Source organism: Luteimonas sp. A277, assembly GCF_054052045.1.
In genome coordinates, this window is sequence record NZ_JBSVRG010000011.1 from 88,763 (window position 1) to 108,133 (window position 19,371).

The 19,371-nt window shown below is 69.2% G+C and carries 20 protein-coding genes; 15 read left to right on the forward strand and 5 right to left on the reverse strand.

All coding sequences use genetic code 11. The annotated features are described in order from the left end of the window. The first annotated feature begins 1 nt into the window (after position 1). From gspF to mfd, 15 genes are all read left to right on the forward strand, one after another. Complete coding sequence (gene gspF / locus ACW7G2_RS11995; RefSeq protein ID WP_456976200.1) at positions 2-1,198, forward strand: type II secretion system inner membrane protein GspF; 1,197 nt, start codon at positions 2-4, stop codon at positions 1,196-1,198. Positions 1,199-1,220: 22 nt separating this feature from the next. Continuing rightward, positions 1,221-1,673 (forward strand): type II secretion system major pseudopilin GspG, encoded by a 453-nt coding sequence (gene gspG / locus ACW7G2_RS12000; protein WP_456976066.1) that lies wholly within the window; start codon positions 1,221-1,223, stop codon positions 1,671-1,673. A 6-nt stretch (positions 1,674-1,679) separates the two neighbouring features. Continuing rightward, entirely contained in the window at positions 1,680-2,180 is a 501-nt protein-coding gene (locus tag ACW7G2_RS12005; protein ID WP_456976068.1) for a GspH/FimT family pseudopilin, read from the forward strand. Positions 2,181-2,182: 2 nt separating this feature from the next. Next, on the forward strand, positions 2,183-2,563 hold the full coding sequence (gspI, locus tag ACW7G2_RS12010; RefSeq protein ID WP_456976070.1) for a type II secretion system minor pseudopilin GspI: 381 nt from the start codon (positions 2,183-2,185) through the stop codon (positions 2,561-2,563). Continuing rightward, positions 2,563-3,153 (forward strand): type II secretion system minor pseudopilin GspJ, encoded by a 591-nt coding sequence (gene gspJ / locus ACW7G2_RS12015; RefSeq protein ID WP_456976072.1) that lies wholly within the window; start codon positions 2,563-2,565, stop codon positions 3,151-3,153. The genes gspI and gspJ overlap by 1 nt, the downstream gene beginning before the upstream one ends. After that, on the forward strand, positions 3,150-4,130 hold the full coding sequence (gene gspK, locus ACW7G2_RS12020; RefSeq protein ID WP_456976074.1) for a type II secretion system minor pseudopilin GspK: 981 nt from the start codon (positions 3,150-3,152) through the stop codon (positions 4,128-4,130). Before gspJ ends, gspK begins: the two co-directional genes overlap by 4 nt. Further along, positions 4,127-5,266 carry a type II secretion system protein GspL gene (gene gspL / locus ACW7G2_RS12025; protein WP_456976076.1) on the forward strand — a complete coding sequence of 380 codons (1,140 nt, stop codon included), beginning with the start codon at positions 4,127-4,129 and terminating at the stop codon, positions 5,264-5,266. The genes gspK and gspL overlap by 4 nt, the downstream gene beginning before the upstream one ends. Further along, a complete protein-coding gene (gspM, locus tag ACW7G2_RS12030; protein WP_456976078.1) occupies positions 5,263-5,775 on the forward strand; it encodes a type II secretion system protein GspM in 513 nt (170 codons plus the stop codon). The genes gspL and gspM overlap by 4 nt, the downstream gene beginning before the upstream one ends. Further along, the gene (gene gspN / locus ACW7G2_RS12035; protein WP_456976080.1) at positions 5,772-6,533 is read left to right on the forward strand and encodes a type II secretion system protein N; all 762 of its coding nucleotides are present in this window, start codon (positions 5,772-5,774) and stop codon (positions 6,531-6,533) included. The genes gspM and gspN overlap by 4 nt, the downstream gene beginning before the upstream one ends. 72 nt (positions 6,534-6,605) lie before the next feature. Further along, the gene (locus ACW7G2_RS12040) at positions 6,606-7,775 is read left to right on the forward strand and encodes an OprO/OprP family phosphate-selective porin (RefSeq protein WP_456976082.1); all 1,170 of its coding nucleotides are present in this window, start codon (positions 6,606-6,608) and stop codon (positions 7,773-7,775) included. 92 nt (positions 7,776-7,867) lie between these two features. After that, a complete protein-coding gene (locus ACW7G2_RS12045; RefSeq protein WP_456976084.1) occupies positions 7,868-9,010 on the forward strand; it encodes a glycosyltransferase family 4 protein in 1,143 nt (380 codons plus the stop codon). After that, positions 8,988-9,545, forward strand: coding sequence for a phosphatase PAP2 family protein (locus tag ACW7G2_RS12050; protein ID WP_456976086.1), 558 nt, complete (start codon positions 8,988-8,990; stop codon positions 9,543-9,545). The genes ACW7G2_RS12045 and ACW7G2_RS12050 overlap by 23 nt, the downstream gene beginning before the upstream one ends. A 46-nt stretch (positions 9,546-9,591) precedes the next feature. Continuing rightward, complete coding sequence (locus ACW7G2_RS12055; RefSeq protein WP_456976088.1) at positions 9,592-10,449, forward strand: 23S rRNA (adenine(2030)-N(6))-methyltransferase RlmJ; 858 nt, start codon at positions 9,592-9,594, stop codon at positions 10,447-10,449. 107 nt (positions 10,450-10,556) lie between these two features. Beyond that, a complete protein-coding gene (locus tag ACW7G2_RS12060) occupies positions 10,557-11,102 on the forward strand; it encodes an N-acetyltransferase family protein (RefSeq protein WP_456976090.1) in 546 nt (181 codons plus the stop codon). A gap of 62 nt (positions 11,103-11,164) precedes the next feature. Beyond that, a complete protein-coding gene (gene mfd, locus ACW7G2_RS12065; RefSeq protein WP_456976092.1) occupies positions 11,165-14,674 on the forward strand; it encodes a transcription-repair coupling factor in 3,510 nt (1,169 codons plus the stop codon). On the opposite strand, the gene ACW7G2_RS12070 is transcribed toward mfd, so the two are convergent. The 5 genes from ACW7G2_RS12070 to hflK all read right to left on the reverse strand — a co-directional run bounded on the left by ACW7G2_RS12070 (position 14,663) and on the right by hflK (position 19,317). Further along, positions 14,663-15,562: an Nmad3 family putative nucleotide modification protein gene (locus tag ACW7G2_RS12070; RefSeq protein ID WP_456976094.1), complete on the reverse strand. Its 900-nt coding sequence runs from the start codon at positions 15,560-15,562 to the stop codon at positions 14,663-14,665. The genes mfd and ACW7G2_RS12070 overlap by 12 nt on opposite strands. A gap of 72 nt (positions 15,563-15,634) precedes the next feature. Beyond that, on the reverse strand, positions 15,635-16,927 hold the full coding sequence (locus ACW7G2_RS12075) for an adenylosuccinate synthase (protein ID WP_456976096.1): 1,293 nt from the start codon (positions 16,925-16,927) through the stop codon (positions 15,635-15,637). Between the two features lie 217 nt (positions 16,928-17,144). Beyond that, entirely contained in the window at positions 17,145-17,336 is a 192-nt protein-coding gene (locus tag ACW7G2_RS12080; RefSeq protein ID WP_456976098.1) for a DUF2065 domain-containing protein, read from the reverse strand. Beyond that, complete coding sequence (gene hflC, locus ACW7G2_RS12085; RefSeq protein WP_456976100.1) at positions 17,333-18,199, reverse strand: protease modulator HflC; 867 nt, start codon at positions 18,197-18,199, stop codon at positions 17,333-17,335. Before hflC ends, ACW7G2_RS12080 begins: the two co-directional genes overlap by 4 nt. Next, the gene (hflK, locus tag ACW7G2_RS12090; protein WP_456976102.1) at positions 18,196-19,317 is read right to left on the reverse strand and encodes an FtsH protease activity modulator HflK; all 1,122 of its coding nucleotides are present in this window, start codon (positions 19,315-19,317) and stop codon (positions 18,196-18,198) included. Before hflK ends, hflC begins: the two co-directional genes overlap by 4 nt. Between the last annotated feature and the right edge of the window lie 54 nt (positions 19,318-19,371).

The window sequence follows — 19,371 nt, forward strand, 5'->3', positions numbered from 1 at the left end:
CGTGGTTGCATTCGACTATGAGGCGCTGGATACCCAAGGTCGCAGCCGCAGCGGCACCGTGTCTGCCGGCAGCGAACACGAGGCCCGCGAGCGGCTGGCTGGACGCCGTCTGGTGCCGGTGCGGCTGTCGCCTGCAGCCCCCGCTGCGTCGGCGGGCCGGGGACGCTTCACCGCGCGCGACCTGGCGCTGGTGACACGCCAGCTGGCAACCCTGGCAACAGTGGCGCCGATGGAGGAAGCGTTGCGCACCATCGGCACCCAGGCCGAACGGGCGGGCACGCGCCGGGTGTTGCTGGCAACCCATGCCGCCGTGGTGGAGGGCTTCCGGCTGTCGGAAGCGATGGCGCGCCAGGGCAAGGCTTTCCCGCCGCTGTATCGGGCGATGGTGGCCGCTGGCGAAGGCACGGGCGCGCTGCCGGAAATACTCGAGCGCCTCGCCGCGCTGCTTGAGCACCAGCAGCAGGTCCGCGGCAGGCTGCTGGCCGCCCTGGTCTATCCCGCCGCATTGGCGGCCACCGCCCTGCTGGTGGTGATTGCGCTGATGACCTTCGTGGTGCCGCGCGTGGTCGAGCAGTTCGATTCCATGGGCCGCGCCCTACCCTGGCTGACGCGGGCGGTGATCGGGGTGTCGGAGGTAATGACCGGCTGGGGCTTGGCGCTGCTGGCAGCGTTTGCCCTGGCCGCAGTGGCCTTCGCGGCGCTGCTGCGCCGGCCCGGGCCACGACTGCGTTTTGACGCCGCCCTGCTGCGTGCGCCGTTCCTGGGCCGGTTGCTGCGCGACCTGCACGCCGCGCGCCTGGCCCGCACCCTGGCGATCATGCTCGCCAGTGGACTGCCGGTGATGGAGGGTTTGCGGATCACCGCGCGCACGGTGGGCAACCGCGTGCTGCACGACGCCACCGAAGGCATGGCCGAAGCGATCCGGGAAGGCGCCAGCCTGTCCTCGGCGATGCGCCGGGCCGGCGTGTTCCCTCCCACCCTGCTGTACATGGCCACCAGCGGCGAGGACAGCGGCCGGCTGGCGCCGATGCTCGAGCGCGCCGCCGATTACCTGGAGCGCGAGTTCGCCACCTTCACCTCGACCGCGATGAGCCTGCTCGAGCCGGCGATCATCGTTGCCATGGGCGCGCTGGTGGCGCTGATCGTGCTGTCGATCCTGCTGCCGATCCTTCAGTTCAACACCCTGGTGCTCGGCTGAGCACACCGTCCGGAGTCGTCCCATGCCCCCCATCCCCCGTACTTTCCGCCGCCGCCGTAACGCCACCGGCTTCACCCTGGTCGAACTGATGGTGGTGGTGGTGATCATCGGCCTGCTGGCCACGGTAGTGATGATCAACGTGATGCCCAGCCAGGACCGGGCCATGGCCGAAAAGGCGCGCGCCGATATTTCGGTGCTCGAACAGGCGACCGAAACCTACCGCCTGGAGAACCTGTCCTATCCGCCGCAGGTGGACGGCCTGCAGGCCCTGCTGCGGGCTCCGGCCGGCCTGGCCCGCCCGGAACGCTACCGCCAGGGGGGCTACATCCGGCGCCTGCCCGAGGACCCGTGGGGCAACCCCTACCAGTACCGCTATCCCGGCGCGCGAGGCGGCGCCTTTGACGTGTTCTCCTTCGGTGCCGACGGCAGCGAGGGGGGCGAGGGCGACGCGGCCGACATTGGCAACTGGAACTAGCAAGCCGTGACCGGGCCGCTGCACGCACGTCATCCCCTTTCGTCACCAAGGGTGCGCACGCGGGGCTGTGCCGGTTTCACCCTGGTCGAGCTGATGGTGGTCCTGGCGATCGTGGGCCTGCTCGGCTCGGTAGTGCTGCTGACGGCACCCTCGCCGGAAGCCACGCTGCGGCGCGAGGCCGACATGCTGGCAGCGCGGCTGATGCGCGCCCAGCAGGAGGCAATCCTGTCCACGCGCGCCGTGCGGGTGGAAGTGGACCCGGCCGGATACCGCTTCCACGTTGCGCGCAGCGGCGGCTGGCAACCACTGGGCGAGACCCCGTTCGATCCGGTCGCCTGGCCGACCGGTGTGGCGCCGGCGCTGCCGGACGATGGCGGGGCGATGTGGTTCATGTTCGATCCCATCGGCACCGCCGAACCGCTGGCACTGGACCTGGCCGACGGCCGTGGCGCCCTGCGGGTGCAGGTGGATGCCGGCGGCGCGATACAGGTACTGGAGGCGCGCTGACGATGGGGCGTGCCAACTGCCCGCGCCGCATGCACGGCTTTACCCTGCTGGAGCTGCTGGTGGCGCTGGCGGTGTTCTCGCTGGTGGTGCTGGCCCTGCTCAACCTGGCGGGCGAAAGCACCCGCACCGCGGTGATCGTGGAAGAGCGGGTGCTGGCCGGCATCGTGGCCGGAAACCGCGCGGTCGAGGCGGCGGTTGAGCCGCTGGACACGCTGGCCGCGCACACCGGGGGCGAGGAGCACCTGGGCGACCGCGACTGGCGCTGGACCCGCTCCCTCGGCGGTACCGACGATGAGGCCCTGGTGCGCATCGACATCACGGTCCATGCCACTGGCAGCGATCGTGTCGCCGCGGAAACCGTGCTGTTCCGGAGCGTCCGCTGATGCACGCGCGTGGCTTCACCCTGGTCGAGATGCTGGTCGCGCTGGCGGTGTTCGCGCTGCTGGCCGCCGGCGGGGTCACGGTGATGGCCTGGGCCAGCACCAGCCAGGGCATCGCCGGCGCGCGGATGGCTCGCGTGGGCGAACTGCAGCGCGCGCGGGCAATGCTTCACGCCGATCTCTCACAGGCAGCGCCGCGTCGCACCCGCAATGCCGCTGGTGGCGGCTCAGTGCAGGCCTTCACCGGCAGTGCGGACCCGCAAGGCCCCGTGCTGTTCGCATTCACCCGGCGTGGCTGGCAGAACCCGCAGGGCGCGCCGCGGGCCTCGCTGCAGTACGTGGAGTACCGCCTGCACGATGGCCGGCTGGAGCGCAGCGCGCGGCCGATGCTCGACGGGGCCCGTCTGGATCCTCCGCAGACCGTGATCGACGGCGTACGCGCGGCCCGGGTGCACTACCGCTACCAGGGCCAATGGCTGGATGGCTGGCCCGGTGGCATTGACCAGGTGCCCGAGGCACTGCGCCTGGAGCTGGAATTGGAAGGCCTGGGCCGGATCGGACAAGCGTTCCTGATGCCGGGGCAATGGCCATGAGCCAGCGTCGCCAGCGCGGGCTGGCCCTGCTCACCGTGCTGCTGCTGGTGGCGGTGATGGCGGTGCTGGTGATGGCCATGCTCGACGACATCCGCTTCGGCCTGCGCCGCGTTGGCAATGCCCAGGCCGTCGCCCAGGCGCAATGGCACGCCCTGGGAGCGGAGGCGCTGGCGATGGCGCAGATCGAACGGCTGGCACTGCGCGATCCCGGGATAACCACGCTGGAGGGCGGCTGGAACGGCCGCGCCTTCCTGTTTCCGCTCGACGACGGGGTGATCCGCGCCACCCTCAGCGATGCCAGCGCATGCTTCAACCTCAACAGCGTGGTCCAGGGCGCCGGCGAGATGCTCAGCCGGCGCGAGGCCGGCGTGCTCCAATACGTCGCGCTGCTGGAGGCGCTCGGCTTCAACGCCGGCCAGGCGCAGGCGCTGGCCGACGCGCTGGCCGACTGGATCGACAGCGACCAGCAGCGCCAGGGCCTGGGCCACGAGGACGCCGGCTATGCCCGGGGCCGCGATGGCTACCGCACCGGCGACACGCTGCTGGCCGAACCCAGCGAGCTGCGTGCCATCCACGGCTATACCCCGGCGGTATACGCACGCCTGCGACCGCACCTGTGTGCGTTGCCAAGCACCGCCTTGGCACCCGTCAATCCGAACACCCTGCAGGACCACGACGCTCCGGTGCTGTCCATGCTCACCGGTGGCCTGGTCGAAGTGGAGCGCGCACGCCGGGTGATCGCCTCGCGCCCGGTTGGCGGCTGGCGCAGTCATGACGAATTCTGGGACACGCCAGGCATGGCGGAGGCGGTGCCGGACGATGCCGTGCTCACCCAGGTGCAGCTGCGCAGTCGCTACTTCCGCCTGCACGCCGAGGTCGACAGCGGTCCTGCCCAGGTCGTTCTCACCGCCCTCATCGACGCCCCCCCGGACTCTCCTGCCCGCCTGCTGTCCCGACGCTGGAGCCCTGAAGAATGAATCCACCCGAACGCACGACCCGCGTGGTCCTGCTTCCATCCACTGTCACTGCCCCGGCACCCTGCCTGACGGTCGGCCCCGACGGCCAGGTCCTGTCCCGCGAACTGCTCGCCGCCGGAGACAGCCAATCCGCGCCGGCATCAATGCCTCGATCGCGGGTGGTGCTGGTGGTACCCGGTACGGATGCACCGGCTCAGTGGCTGACAGTGCCTGCACACAGCCCGGCGCAGGTGCGCGCAGCCGCGCGGGCGCAGCTGCAGGGCCAACTGGCGGCGGACCGATCACAGACACACCTGGCAATCGCCCTCTCCAGCCAACCGGATTCGCCCCGTGCGGTGGTGGCGGTGAACAGCGCGGTGATGGACGACTGGCTGGCCCGTGCCGCCGCGCTCGGCCTGCGGCCCGATGCCGTGCTGCCGGACCATCTGGCCCTCCCGCCGCCCCGGGACCCGGACGAGGCGACCGTTGCGATATGCAACGGTGACTGGCTGGTGCGCACCGCCACCCGGTCGTTCCGCACCGAAGCACCGCTGGCCGCGATGATCCTGGGCGAACGCCCCCACGCACCGCCCGTCGATACCGCGGCGCTCGAAGGCCTGCTGGCGCGTGGCGCCCTGTCCGCCCCCCTGGACCTGCTGCAGGACCGATACGCGCGGGAGGATGCGAACGTTACGGGCACGCGCGCATGGCGGCGGGCCGCCGTGCTTGCCGCGGTGCTGCTGGCTTCGCTACCGCTGCTGTGGGCAGCGGAAACCGCCCGCCACCTGCTGTCGGCACGCACACTGGAGGCCCACAGCGCCAGTCTGGTGGCCGCCGCCCTGCCCACCGCCCCGGCGGGTCTCGCGCCGCTGGCTGCCGCTCGCTCCGCACTGGCCCGTGCGCACGCCCATGACGGTTTCCCCCGCGCATTCGGCACGCTGTCGGCCGGACTGCAACGGCTCGAAGGCGCGGCGATCGAACGCCTGGCCTGGCAGGCCGGGGCGCCGCTGCACGCCACCGTCGTCCACCAGACCCCGGAGGAGCTGGAAATCCTGGCCGGGGTCGCAACCGAGGGCGGCATGGAAGTGACATCCGCCGGAACCCGGCGCGCGGATGGACGCCTGCACAGCGGGATCGAACTGGAGCCAACCCGATGAACCTCTCCCTGGGGAAAGCGGAACCCAATGCCCGCGCCCGGCTGGTCGACTGGTGGCACGGCCGGGCGCGCCGTGAGCAGTGGATGCTCTCGCTGATGTGTGCGGCGATTGCCGTATTCATCGGCTGGTACGGGGTGCTGGCCCCGCTGCTGGTCGCGCGTGACCGGGCTGCGGAGCGCCATGCATCGGCAATCCAGGACCGGGTCGAGATCGAACAAACCCTGGCGCGGGTCGCGGCGGCATCGCAGGACCGGCCCGCTCCACCCCCGGTCGACCGCTTCCACGCGCTGGTCGCCGACAGCGCCGGCGCGGCCGGCATCGGCCTCGAGCGCCAGGAACCGTCGCCGGACGGCGGTGTGGAGGTCGGCATCGATGCCGTCCCTGCAAACGCACTGTTCGCCTGGCTGGATACGCTGCGGCTTGAGCACGGCATCGCACCGGAGGCGGTTGATATCGAGCGCCGCGAAGGACGGTTGCGCGCGCGCCTGCGGTTCGGGCCGCCGGCGTGAGACTACGCACCCTGCTGCTGGTGTTCGCCCTCGCGCTGCCGGTACTGCTGGCCGCGGGCTTCCCGCTGCGGCTGGCGTTGGAGCTGGTGGATGGGGAGGCGGCCCTGTCCGCCCGCAGCGCCACGGGAAGCGTCTGGAACGGCCGCCTCCATGCGGCCAGCATCGGCCACGTAGCGCTGGGCGATGCCAGGATCCGCCTGTCCCCGCTGTGGCTGGTGACGGGCAGCGGTACGGTCGCACTGGACACGTCCGCCGCGACCCTGCGGCTGCAGCACGGGCGCCGTCGCGGTCTGGCCGCGGCGGCGGGCAAGCTGTCCCTGCCGGCTACAGCGCTGCTGCCCGGGGCCGGGCTGGAACTGCAGGCCGAGCAGCTGCAGCTGCTTTTTTCCGGCGATTCATGTCATCAGGCGAGCGGACAGCTGGGCATCATCGCCTCCCGGCCCGACGGCACCACTCTGGCCGTGCTGCACGGCGCTCCCACCTGCGAAGGTCGCAGCGCGGTCTTCAGGCTGGCCGCCCAATCCGGCGAAGGCCCGCTGGCCCGGATGCACCTGACCGCACGGATCGATCCCGATGGCCGCTGGGACATGGAAGCCCGGCTGCCGGTGGTCGACGATCCCGCCGCAGGCTCGGTACTGGAAGCAATGGGCTTCCAGCCCGGCCCCGGAGGCTGGTCGCGGCTGGAACGGGGCAACCTTTACCAGACCACGTCCCCGCCAGCGAGCGGGTCTGCAGATCGTTCCGTTCCTCCAATGTGACGGTTTCATTTCATGCGGGCGTCAGGAGGGAGACAGTAAACTGCACGGTCTTTCTCCTGACGGTTTGCCCCCATGCGCTCTTCCCGTACCTTCTGTGCTTCCGTGGCCCTGGCCGCGTGCGTGGCCGCAGCCCCGCAGGCGCGCGCCATTGACTGGGGCACCGCCGGCCCGTTCGAGATCGCCTTCGAGGGCATGCTGCAGGTGGATGGCTACCGCTACCGGGGCGACTGGAACCACCTGGGCGACGACACCGATTTCCGCCGCGCCGAGCTGGTGCTCAAGGGCCAAGGCCCGGGCGGGTTCGATTGGGTGGTGGGTTATGACGCCCACGGGGACAATTGGCTGGACGTCAACGGCCGGCTCCGCTTTGCCGAAGACAGCCAGTACCTGCGCGTGGGCCAGTTCAAACAGCCGGTGGGCCTGGAGGAACTGAGCTCTGCCAGCACCAATGACTTCATTTCCAAGGCCGCTGCGACCAACGTGTTCGCCGTATCCCGGCGGCTGGGTGCGGGCTGGGGCCTGGACCGCGGAAACTGGAGCGTTGCCGGCAGCTGGTTTGATCGTGAAATGAGCCGCGGCGGGACTGCAGGCCAGGGCGTTGCCGCCCGGGGTACGTGGGCACCGCTGCTTGGAGATGGCGAAGCCCTGCACCTGGGGCTGTCCGCGGCCAGGTTCGATGCGCCGGACAGCGGAAGCAGGCTGCGGGCACGACCCCAGGCCGACCTGGCTGACCAGCGGCTGATTGATACCGGCCTGATGGGGGATGCCCAGCGGCAGCTGACGATTGGCGCCGAAGCCGCGTGGTTCCGCGGCCCGGTGAAGCTGCAGGCCGAGTGGTTCGAGTCGCGCGTTGAGCGGCGCCTTGAGCCCGACTTCGACGCCAGCGGCGGCTACGTCTCGGCGCTGTGGAATGTGACCGGTGAGCGCTGGACCTATCGCGACGGCGTGATCCGCACCCCGACCGATGGCGATGGCCAGGCCGGCCTGTGGCAGCTGGGGCTGCGCTGGGATCGCGTTGATCTGGACGACTATCGCGTACTGTCCGGCTCGACCGGCGTCGAGGGGATCGCTGGTGGCAGCATGGACGCCCTGACCGTCGGCGTGAACTGGTACTGGAGCGAACGGCTGAAGGTTGCGTTCAACTACGTGCTGGCCGATACCAGCCGCCGTGACGCCGCCACCGGAAGCATCCTTGACGTGGAGCCGGAGATCGCCAGCGCACGGGTGCAGCTGCACTGGTGATCGCTACCTGAAATCGGCGTCATCTTGCGGTCACCTGACCGCAATACGGGCGACACCGCGCACGGACACTCTGGGCATAACTGGAGAGTCCGATGCACTACACCATCGTTACCGAAACCTGGCCTCCCGAAGTCAACGGCGTGGCCCTGACCGTTCGCAGCCTGCAGCAAGGCCTGCGCCGTCGCGGTCATCGCGTGGATGTGGTCCGCCCCCGCCAGCATCCTGGCCACACGCCTGACGCGAACGAGATGCTGGTCCGCGGGGTGCCCCTGCCCCACTATCCCGGGCTGAAATTCGGCCTGGCATCGGCACGCCGACTGCGCCAGGCCTGGTCCAAGGACCGCCCCGACGCCATCTACATTGCCACCGAAGGACCGCTCGGCTGGAGCGCACTGCGCGCAGCGCGACGCCTGTCGATCCCGGTGGCCTCGGCAGTGCATACCCGCTTCGACCTGTACATGCGCGATTACGGCCTGGGCTGGATGGAACGTCCGGCGCTGGGATGGATGCGGCGTTTCCACAACCGCTGCGACTCCACCCTGGTCCCTACCCGCGAGCTGGAGCAGTTCCTGCAGCAGGCGGGCTTTGATCGGGTGCGCAGGCTTGCGCGGGCGGTAGACAGCACCCGTTTCGATCCGGAACTGCGCGACCAGTCCCTGCGCCAGGCCTGGGGCGTGGGCCGCGAGGAAGCCGCGGTGATCCACGTGGGCCGGATCGCCCCGGAAAAAAACCTGGAACTGGCCGTGCGGGCCTTCCGCGAGCTGCAGTCGCATCGCCCGCAGGCGCGCATGGTGTGGGTGGGCGAAGGCCCGCAGCGGGCGGCCATCCAGCGCGACAACCCGGATTTCATCTTCTGCGGGATCCAGCGCGGGGCCGACCTGGCGCGCCATTTCGCCAGTGCCGACCTGTTCCTGTTTCCCAGCGTCTCGGAAACCTTCGGCAACGTCACCCTGGAAGCCATGGCCAGCGGTATCCCCACCGTGGCCTTCAATTACGGCGCAGCGGGAGAGCACCTTGCCAATGGCGTCCACGGCGCCTGCGTGGACAGTGAAGCGGAGTTCATCCAGGCCGCCGTCCGCATCGGCAGCGACCGTCCGTTGCGTGAGGCCATGGGCGTGCGGGCACGGCAATCGGTAGCAGCCCTGCGTCCGCAGCGGGTGGCCGCGGAGTTTGATGCCCTGCTGCGCGAGATCGCCATGAAGGAGCGTGAAGATGCAACCGTTGCCACTGCGTAGCCGGCTTCTGGCCAGCGATTCGGGATGGTGCCTGGCCGCCAACCGCATGGCCGCCCGGCGGGCCGTGCGGGCTTACTTCCGCACCGTCAGCCGGCTGGGCGATGGCGTGTTCTGGTACGTGTTGATGGCCGCCATGATCCTGCTCGATGGCATGGAAGGCCTGCAGGCATCGCTGCATCTTGCGGCAACGGGCGCGGTGGCTCTCAGCCTGTACAAGTGGCTCAAGCGCTGGACCCGGCGGCCCCGGCCATTCGCCTCCGACGTGCGCATCCGCGCCTGGACAGCGCCCCTGGACGAGTTCAGCTTCCCTTCCGGTCATACCCTGCACGCGGTCACCTTCACCCTGGTGGCGCTGGCCTACTACCCGCCGTTGGGCTGGGTGCTGCTGCCATTTACCGTCAGCGTGGCCGCGTCACGGGTGTTCCTGGGCCTGCATTACCCCAGCGATGTGCTGGCCGCCACTGCCATCGCCTGCGCCCTGGCCGGCCTGTCGATCCGGCTCGCACCGGGGGTCAGCCTGCTCGGCTGGGGATAAGCGCAGCACTGCCCGTGCGCCGGCCGCAAATCGATACCATGGACGGATGAATTACCGCCACGCTTTCCATGCCGGCAACCATGCCGATGTACTCAAGCACGTCGTGCTGCTGGCGCTTTGCGACGCGCTGACCGTGAAGCCCGCACCCTGTTTCGCCCTGGACACCCACGCCGGCCGCGGCCTCTATCAGCTAGACGGCAGCCAAGCCGTCCGCACCGGCGAATCGGCCGCAGGCGTGACCAGACTCGGTGACGGAGCCGGCGCGCCGGCTCCCGTGCGCCGTTACCTGGAGGCGGTACAGGCCTGCCGCCAGCAACATGGCGTATCCGCCTACCCGGGCTCCCCCTGGCTGCTGGCGCACGCCCTGCGCGAGCAGGATGCCATCGCCAGCTGCGAGCTCCATCCGGAAGAGGCCCAGGCCCTGCGCGATGTTTTCCGCGGCGAGCCGCGCGTGTCAGTGCACGAGCGCGATGGCTATGCGGCCATGGGCGCGCTGTTGCCGCCGCGCATCGACCAGGTCCGCTTTGCCCGCGGCCTGGTCCTGATCGACCCTCCTTATGAGCGCCAGCTGGTTGAATTCGACATTGCGCTGGCGGCGCTTACAGAGGGCCTGCGCCGCTGGCCGCAGGCCTGCTATGCGCTGTGGTATCCGATCAAGCTGCGCCGCAGCCTGAATCCCTTCCTGCGCGCGGCGGCCGCGCTGGAGGCGAAATCCGCACTGACGTGCGAACTGCTGGTGCGCAGCGACGACTCACCGCTGCGCATGAACGGCAGCGGCATGTTGCTGCTCAACCCGCCGTGGCAGCTGGACCAGGCCCTGGCACCGGCCCTGGCCCATCTGCGCACCCGCCTGGGCGAACCGGGCGCGAGCCATTCGGTGCGCTGGCTGCGCACGCCACCGTAAAGGCACGCCATCGCACCATCTCCACACCGCTTGGCGTAGATGTCGATGCGCTGTTCAGATAGCAGCGGCGACACTGGATCACCCACCCTTGGCAGCAATGGAAGCATATGGCCGCCAGAAACCGACTCCCCCCATGGCACGATGAAGTCCGGCTCGCCAATGGCCGCGAGCTGCTGATCCGCCCCATCCGGCCCGATGACGCGGTGCCGATCCGGGCCGGGTTCAGCCTGCTCCAGCCCGACCGCATCCGCCACCGGTTCCTGCAGGAAATGCGGGAACTGACCCCTGAACTCGCCGAGCGCCTGACCCGCCCGGATCCGCGCTATGCCTTCGTCCTGGTTGCCGCGGAGAACCTGCCCCCGGGCGAAGCCCTTGTGGGCGCGGTGGCCCGCGTTGCGGCCCAGCCCGGCAGCCGTGACGCCGAATTCGCGATCCTGGTGGCGCAGTACATCGCCGGCATGGGCATTGGCCGGCAGCTGATGCTGCGCCTGGTGCGCTGGGCCAAGGGCAAGAAGCTGCTGCGCCTTTACGGCAGGGTGCCCGAGGAGAACGAGCCGATGCTGGCACTGGCCGAATCGCTCGGGTTCCAGCGCGAAGGCGTGCCCCAGGACGGCCTGGTGCGGGTGGTCCTGGATCTCGAGGCCGAGTCCTGAGGCAGTTTCGGGCCCGGACCGCTGACCAGCCGTAGCGCCGGCGGTCTACAATAGGCGGTTCGATGAAATCCCCTACTTCTTCCGCCCCTCCGCTGCCCCGCCGCGGCCAGCAGCGCGCCTGGTGGCGTGCCCCGTCCTCGCCCTCCGCCCTGGCCTGGGCGCTGGCCAGCGCTGCGCGCGCCCACGACCGGCCGCTGCTCTCGGTGGCCCGCGACAGCCAGCACACCCACCAGTTGGAAGGCGATCTGCGCACCCTGCTGGGTGAAGACGACACGCTGCCCGTGCTGCCGTTCCCCGACTGGGAAACGCTGCCCTACGACCAGTTCAGCCCGCACCCGGACATCATCAGCCAGCGCCTGGCTGCGCTGCACCGGCTGCCCACGCTGGAACGCGGCATCGTGGTGGTGACCGTCTCCACGCTGATGCAGCGGCTGCCGCCGCTGGGCTACGTGATCGGCCAGACCTTCGATCTCAAGGTCGGCCAGGAACTGGACCTGGACGCGGAAAAGCGGCGCCTGGAATCCGCCGGCTACCGGCACGTGCCCCAGGTGATGGACCCGGGTGATTTCTCGGTGCGTGGCGGTCTGCTGGACGTTTTCCCCATGGGCGCGGCCACGCCGTACCGGATCGAGCTGCTGGACACCGAGATCGAATCGATCCGCCGCTTCGAGCCCGAGAGCCAGCGCTCGCTGGACAAGGTGGACGCGATCCACATGCTCCCCGGCCGCGAAGTGCCGCTGGACGAAGCTGCGCGCGGGCTGGCCATGGATGCGCTGGTCGAGCGCTTCGATCTGGACCAGCGCCGCAGCGCCCTGTTCCAGGACCTCAAGGCCGGGCTTGCTCCGGCCGGGGTGGAGTATTACCTGCCGCTGTTCTTCGCCCCGCCACGCGAACGGTTCGGCGCGACGGCCACGCAGCGGTCCACTGCGACCCTGTTCGATTACCTGGCTGCAGATGCGATGCCGGTGATCTCCCCGGGCGCGCTGGAGGCCGCCGACCGCTTCCACGACCAGGTTGCCGAGCGCTATGAACAGCGCCGCCACGATGTGGAGCGTCCGCTGCTGCCGCCCGACGAGCTGTGGCTGTCGGCCGAAGCCCTGCGCGAGCGCCTCAACCGCGGCGAAGTGGTGGAGATTGCCGATCCGGCCCACCCGCGCCATGGCGACGCCATCCCGCTGGGCGACCAGCCCGCGCCCGACCTTCCGCTGACCGTCCGCAACCAGGAACCGGCCGCAGCGCTCAAGTCCTTCCTGGCCAGCTATCCCGGCGCCGTGCTGATTGCCGCCGACAGCGCCGGGCGGCGCGAGGCCCTGCTGGAAATGCTGCAGCCGGCGGACCTCTCGCCCGTGGTGCTGGCCGACTTCCCTTCTTTCCTGCAGCAGCCCCCGCCGCCGGGCACGCCCGCGATCGCGGTGGCAGCGCTGGAGGATGGTTTCGCGCTGGACGAGCCGCGTTTCACCGTGCTCACCGAGCGCCAGCTGTTCCCCGAGCGGGCCACGCAGCCGCGCCGCACACGCCGCGTCGGGCGTGACCCGGAATCGATCGTCCGCGAGCTGGGCGAGCTGAGCGAAGGCGCACCCATCGTCCACGAAGACCACGGCGTGGGTCGCTATCGCGGCCTGGTGGTGCTGGAAGCCGGCGGCAGTCCTGCCGAATTCCTGGAAATCGAATACGCCAAGGGCGACCGCCTGTACGTGCCGGTCGCGCAGCTGCACCTGATCAACCGCTACTCCGGCGCCTCGCCGGAGACCGCGCCACTGCATTCGCTGGGCGGCGAGGCCTGGACCAAAGCCAAGAAGAAGGCCGCGGAAAAGGTTCGCGACGTCGCTGCCGAGCTGCTGGAGATCCAGGCCAAGCGCATGGCCCGTCGCGGCCTGGCGCTGGACCTGGACCGCGCCGAGTACGAGCCGTTCGCGGCCGCGTTCCCGTTCGAGGAAACCCCGGACCAGCACGCGGCCATCGAGGCGGTGATCGGTGACCTGGCCTCGAGCCAGCCCATGGACCGGGTGGTGTGCGGCGACGTCGGCTTCGGCAAGACTGAGGTGGCCGTACGCGCCGCCTTCGTGGCCGCCAACGCAGGCAAGCAGGTGGCGGTGCTGGTGCCCACCACCCTGCTGGCCGAACAGCACTTCCGCAACTTCGCCGACCGCTTCGCCGACTGGCCGATCCGGGTGGAAGTGCTGTCACGATTCAAGAGCACCAAGCAGATCAAGGCGGAGCTGGAGAAGCTGGAACGCGGGGAAATCGACATCATCGTCGGCACTCACCGGCTGCTGCAGAAGGACGTGAAGTTCAAGGATCTCGGCCTGGTGATCGTGGACGAGGAGCAGCGCTTCGGCGTGCGCCAGAAGGAAGCACTCAAGGCCCTGCGCGCCAACGTGCACCTGCTCACCCTCACCGCCACCCCGATCCCGCGCACGCTCAACATGGCCATGGCCGGCATGCGCGACCTGTCGATCATCGCCACGCCGCCGGCACATCGCATGGCGGTGCAGACGTTCGTCGGCGAGTGGGACGGCGCGCTCTTGCGCGAGGCTTTCCAGCGCGAGCTCTCGCGCGGTGGCCAGGTGTACTTCCTGCACAACGACGTGGAAAGCATCGGCCGCATGCAGCGCGAACTGGCCGAGATGGTGCCCGATGCCCGGATCGGCATCGCCCACGGCCAGATGCCCGAGCGCGAGCTGGAAAAGGTGATGCTGGATTTCAACCGCCAGCGCTTCAACGTGCTGCTGTGCACCACCATCATCGAATCCGGCATCGACATTCCCAATGCCAACACCATCATCATCAACCGCGCCGACCGCTTTGGCCTGGCCCAGCTGCACCAGCTGCGCGGACGCGTGGGCCGCTCCCACCACCGCTCCTATGCCTACCTGCTGGTGCCGGACAAGCGTTCGATCAGCGCGGATGCAAAGAAGCGCCTGGACGCGATCGCATCGATGGGCGAGCTCGGCGCCGGCTTCACCCTGGCCACGCACGATCTTGAGATCCGCGGCGCCGGAGAGCTGCTGGGCGAGGACCAGAGCGGGCAGATGGCCGAGGTCGGCTTCAGCCTGTACACCGAGCTGCTGGAGCGCGCGGTGCGCTCGATCAAGCAGGGCAAGCTGCCCGACGCCGACGAGCCGCCCGATCGCGGCGCCGAGGTGGAGCTGCACTCGCCCGCGCTGATCCCCGAGGACTACCTGCCCGATGTGCATACCCGGCTGACCCTGTACAAGCGCATCAGCAGCGCCGCCGACACCGGAGCGCTGCGCGAGCTGCAGGTGGAGATGATCGACCGCTTCGGCCTGCTGCCCGTCCAGGCCAAGACCCTGTTCACCGTGGCCGAGCTGAAGCTGCAGGCCACCGCGCTCGGCATCCGCAAGCTCGACGTGGGATCCAGCGGCGGCCGGGTGGAGTTCGTGGAAAAGCCGAAGGTCGACCCGATGGCGGTGATCCGCCTGATCCAGGGCCAGCCCAAGCACTACCGCATGGACGGGCCAGACAAGCTGCGGATCAAGCTGGATCTGCCGGATCCCGAAGACCGGCTCAAGGCTGCGCGCGGGTTGCTGATCGCGCTGTCACCGGCCTGACATGCCTGCCTGGCCCGCCGCGTGGCGGGCCACCAGCGCGCGCACCCAGGCCTGCGGCTCACTGCGGCCAGCCGTATCCAGCACGAACTCCTGCCCTTTAGGCACGCTGCGCAGCACGCAGCGCCCTTCCGCCACGCTCCATCGCGCCGGGTTGGCGTGATAGGTGAGTGGGGTGAGTCCGGCGCCGGGATGGAACCATTCCGGCAGCGCCCACACGCTGCGGCTGGCACCCGCGGCCGTCAGCCGCAGCGCGTCGGTGTAGTGGGTAAAGCACCCGCCGCCCTGCCCCTGCACTGCAAAAGCGGAGCGTTCCGGAGCGACGTAAAGCACGTTGCCGGCACCGCGGTAATGCTGCGGATTGGCCACATGCGGATGATCGGCAATCCACGGATGCCGATGCAGGCACTGCTCGCGTTCGCGCACGATCGGAAGCACTTCCTCCACCTCCAGCCAGCCATGGAGCAGGTGCAGATCCGGCGCGCCGGGTACGTACCGCCAGCGCCCTGCATGCCGCTCCGTCTGCCGGAACCAGCCGAAAAACAGGAACACGGCACCCGGACCTACCCCCTGCCGCTCAAGGTGTGACTGCGCCGCCCCATTCTGGCCCAGCGCCGGACGCCAGCCCGGCAGCCGCAGGTCCGGGCGGCGGTCGAGATCGGGATCCAGATGCACCCGCGTGCGGCGTGAATGACGCCCACCGGACAGGTCACGCAGCAGCGGACCCAGCGGGACTCCTTCGGTGTTGAGGTCGCCCAGGCGGAACGCATCCTGTGATGCCGGGATCGGCAGCGGCAGCAGCCGCCCGTCCGGCAGGATCGGGCTGGCCATGCCGCCGTAGCCGGAGTCGAAGCCTTTGCGCGACAGGATCAGCCTGTGCATGTCCGACATGCCTGCCTTTCCGTTTCACGGCGACCGGTGGCAGGCCGGGTAACGGCGGCGCCACCGGTCATCGCTTTCGATTCAGGCGAACGGATCCTGCAGCACCATGGTGTGGGCACGATCCGGGCCGGTGCTGACAATGGAGATCGGACAGCCGGCCAGTTCTTCCAGCGCCCGCAGGTAGGCGCGCGCGGCAGGAGGAAGTTCGTCCCAGTCGGTGACGCCGTGGGTGTTCTCGCTCCAGCCCGGGAACTCCAGGTACACCGGCTCGCATTCGTCCCAGCCCTGGCCATCGAGCGGGGCGTATTCGGTTTCCTTGCCGCGATAGCGGTAGGCGATGCACATCTTCAGCCGCTCGAAGCCATCCAGCACGTCCAGCTTGGTGATGCACAGCCCGGTGATGCCGTTGATCGCCACCGCGCGCTTGAGCGCCACGATGTCGATCCAGCCGCAGCGACGCGGGCGCCCGGTGGTGGCGCCGTATTCCTGGCCGCGGTCGCGCAGGCGCTGGCCGGCCTCGTCCTCCAGCTCGGTGGGAAACGGTCCGCCACCGACGCGGGTGGCGTAGGCCTTGCAGATGCCCAGCACGTAGTCGATCGAATCCGCTCCCACGCCGGTGCCGGCCAGCGCAGCACCAACGGTGGTGTTGGAGCTGGTGACGTAGGGATAGGTGCCGTGGTCGATGTCCAGCAGCGAACCCTGCGCGCCTTCGAACAGCACCCGCTTGCCCTGCTTGCGCAGGTCATGGAGGATCCCGGCCACGTCGGACTTCATCGGCTCCACGTACTCGCCGAAAGCCAGCGCTTCGTCGTAGGTCTCCTGGAAATCGATCGCTTCCTGGCCCAGGTACTTGGTCAACACGAAGTTGTGATAATCCAGCGCGCTGCGCAGCAGCTCGGCCAGCTGGTCCGGGTAGTGCAGGTCGGCTACGCGGATGCCGCGACGGGCCACCTTGTCTTCATAGGCCGGGCCAATGCCGCGGCCGGTGGTGCCGATCGCCTTGCCGCCGGCGGCCTTCTCACGCGCCTGGTCCAGGACAATGTGGTACGGCATGATCAGCGGCGTGGCCGGGCTGATCTTCAGCCGCGAGCGCACCTCCACCCCCGCCGCCTCCAGCTCGCCGATCTCCTTCATCAGCGCAGCCGGGCTGAGCACTACGCCGTTGCCGATCAGGCACAGCGCATCTTCACGCAGGATGCCGGAGGGGATCAGATGCAGCACGGTCTTCTTGCCACCGATCACCAGGGTATGGCCGGCGTTGTGCCCGCCCTGGAAGCGGACCACCCCACCGATGTCCTGCGTCAGCAGATCGACGATCTTGCCCTTGCCTTCATCGCCCCACTGGGCGCCCAGAACCACTACTGACTGACCCACGGCACACTCCTGCAAACACGGAAAAAGCCGGCAGGCGAAGTGCCCGACCGGCTTTAATGGATTATCCGCGAATCAGCAGCCCCCCGCCAGTAGGAGCGCCGCCATGCGCGCGAAGCCGTGTGAATACGGACAGCGGGCGTGGCGTCGGTTGCGACGCGGCTTCCGAAGCCACGTGGCATCGCCTGGATTCACGCGGCTTCGCGCGCATGGCGCGCTCCTACAGGGAGCCGCGCAGCAGGTAGAGGGCAAGCAGGCCGGCCGCCAATAGCACGCCGCCGATGGTCCGGATCTGGCGGTCCGGCATCATCAGCAGCTGATGCGCCGCCCGCTTCCAGCTGCCTGGGGCGGCGAACAGAAACAGCCCTTCAAGCACCGCCACCAGGCACAGCGCCGCCCAGAGCTCGCTCATCTGTCGCTGCGCATGTACTGCAGGAACGGATCGTCGCGCTCCAGCACGATCACCGCGTTGCCGTCCGCGAACGCGGCCCGGTACGCCTCCAAGCTGCGCTGGAAGGCATAGAAGGATGGATCGCGCATGGCGGCCTGACCGAAGATGCGGGTCGCTTCCGCATCGCCCTCACCGCGCAGGGTCTGGGCGTCGCGCTCGGCCTCGGCCAGGATCACTGCCTGGTCGCGGTCGGCCTGGGCGCGGATCTCGCGGGCCTGCTCCTCACCTTCGGCGCGCAGCCTCGAGGCCACCTGCTTGCGCTCGGCGCTCATGCGGTTGTAGACCTGCTGGATCACGTCGCTGTCGGTCGGCAGGTCGATCCGCTTGAGGCGGATGTCGATGATCTGCATGCCCAGGGTGCTCGCACCGTCGTTGATCGAGGTCAGCTGCTTGGCGATCACCTCCGCCCGGTCACCAGACACCAGCTGGGTCAGGGTGCGGGCGTTGATCTCGTTGCGCAGCGAGTCCTTGATGATCGGCGCCAGCCGGTCTTCGGCGACGGCCATGTCACCGGCGGTGGCGCGGTAGAAATCGGCCACGTCGGAGATGTAGCCGATGGCTACGAAGTCCACCTCCACGTCCTTGCGCTCCGAGGTCAGGTAACGCTCGGGCGAGAAGTCGACCGCGTTGAAACGGCGGTCGTACACGTGCGCGGACTGCATCAGCGGAATCTTGAAGTGCAGGCCCGGACCGATGTCCGTGCGCACTACGCGACCCAGCTGCAGCACCAGGCCCACCTGGCCTTCGCGGACGATGTAAACCGAACCCATCACTCCGACCACCAGCAGTGCGGCCAGCACGGGAATCAATGCCTTGAACCTCATCGCGAGCCTCCTTCACGGGTCGGGCGGGGAGTGCGCGAACTGCGCGTGGGCTGATCCTGGGTCGAACCGCCGGCGCTGGCCGGCGGCATTTCGATCGGCACCATCGGTGGCGACGAGCCACTGCGGGCCTCGCCATCCATCGGTACGTAGATCAGCTGGCGGCCATCACCGCCGACCACGGTGCGGTTGTCAGCCAGCACTTCCTGCACCGTCTCCAGCCACAGGCGCTTGCGAGTAACGTCCGGCGCGTTCGCGTACTCGTCGCGCAGCAGGGTGAAACGGGTCGCGTCACCGGTGGCACGTGCGATCGAAGCGGTCTTGTAGCCCTCCGCCACGGTACGGGTACGGGCCGCGGCGCCTCGCGCTTCCGGCACCACCTTGGCCGCGTAGGCACGCGCCTCGTTGATCAGGCTTTCCTGCACCTGCTGGGCGCTGTTGACCTCATCGAACGCCGGCTTGACCTGGTCCGGCGGACGCGCGTCCTGCAGGTTCAGTTCGGTGACGATCAAGCCGGTGCGGTAGATATCCAGCGAATCCTGCAGCTGCTTGGCAGCCACTGCGGAAAGCGGACCACGGGCACCCAGCACGGTATCCAGGTCGGCACGGCCCACCTGCTCGCGCACCACGCCCTGTGCCACCTGTTCCAGAACCCGGGTCGCATCCCTCGTACCGAACAGGAACAGCTCCGGATCGCCAACCCGGTACTGCACGTTCAAGGACACCACCACGATGTTCTCGTCGCGGGTCAGCACCGGCACGGTGTTGGTAAAGGTACGGATGCCGGTGGCATCGACCTTGATCACACGCTCGATCGGCCACGGCAGCTTCAGGCTCGGGCCCGGCTGGATGATCCGTACGGCCTGGCCGAAGCGCAGCACCACGCCGCGCTGGCGTTCTGCCACCAGCACCACGGAAGTGAGCACCAGCCACGCGACAAGGGCGAGCACCAGCCAACGCAGCGGATGGCCGCCACCGCCGCCAAACAGATTGCGCAGCTGGTCGATGAGGCCGTCGAGACCGCCACCGCCGCCGCGTCCGCCGCCACCGGGCTTCCAGGGGCTGCGGCCATTGCCGCCTCCACCGCTGCGGTTGTTATTGCCGGGAATGTTCCAGGGCATGCCTGCTCCAGTAAAGAAATTTCACGCCGCCACGGCAGGGCCGCCGACGCGGGA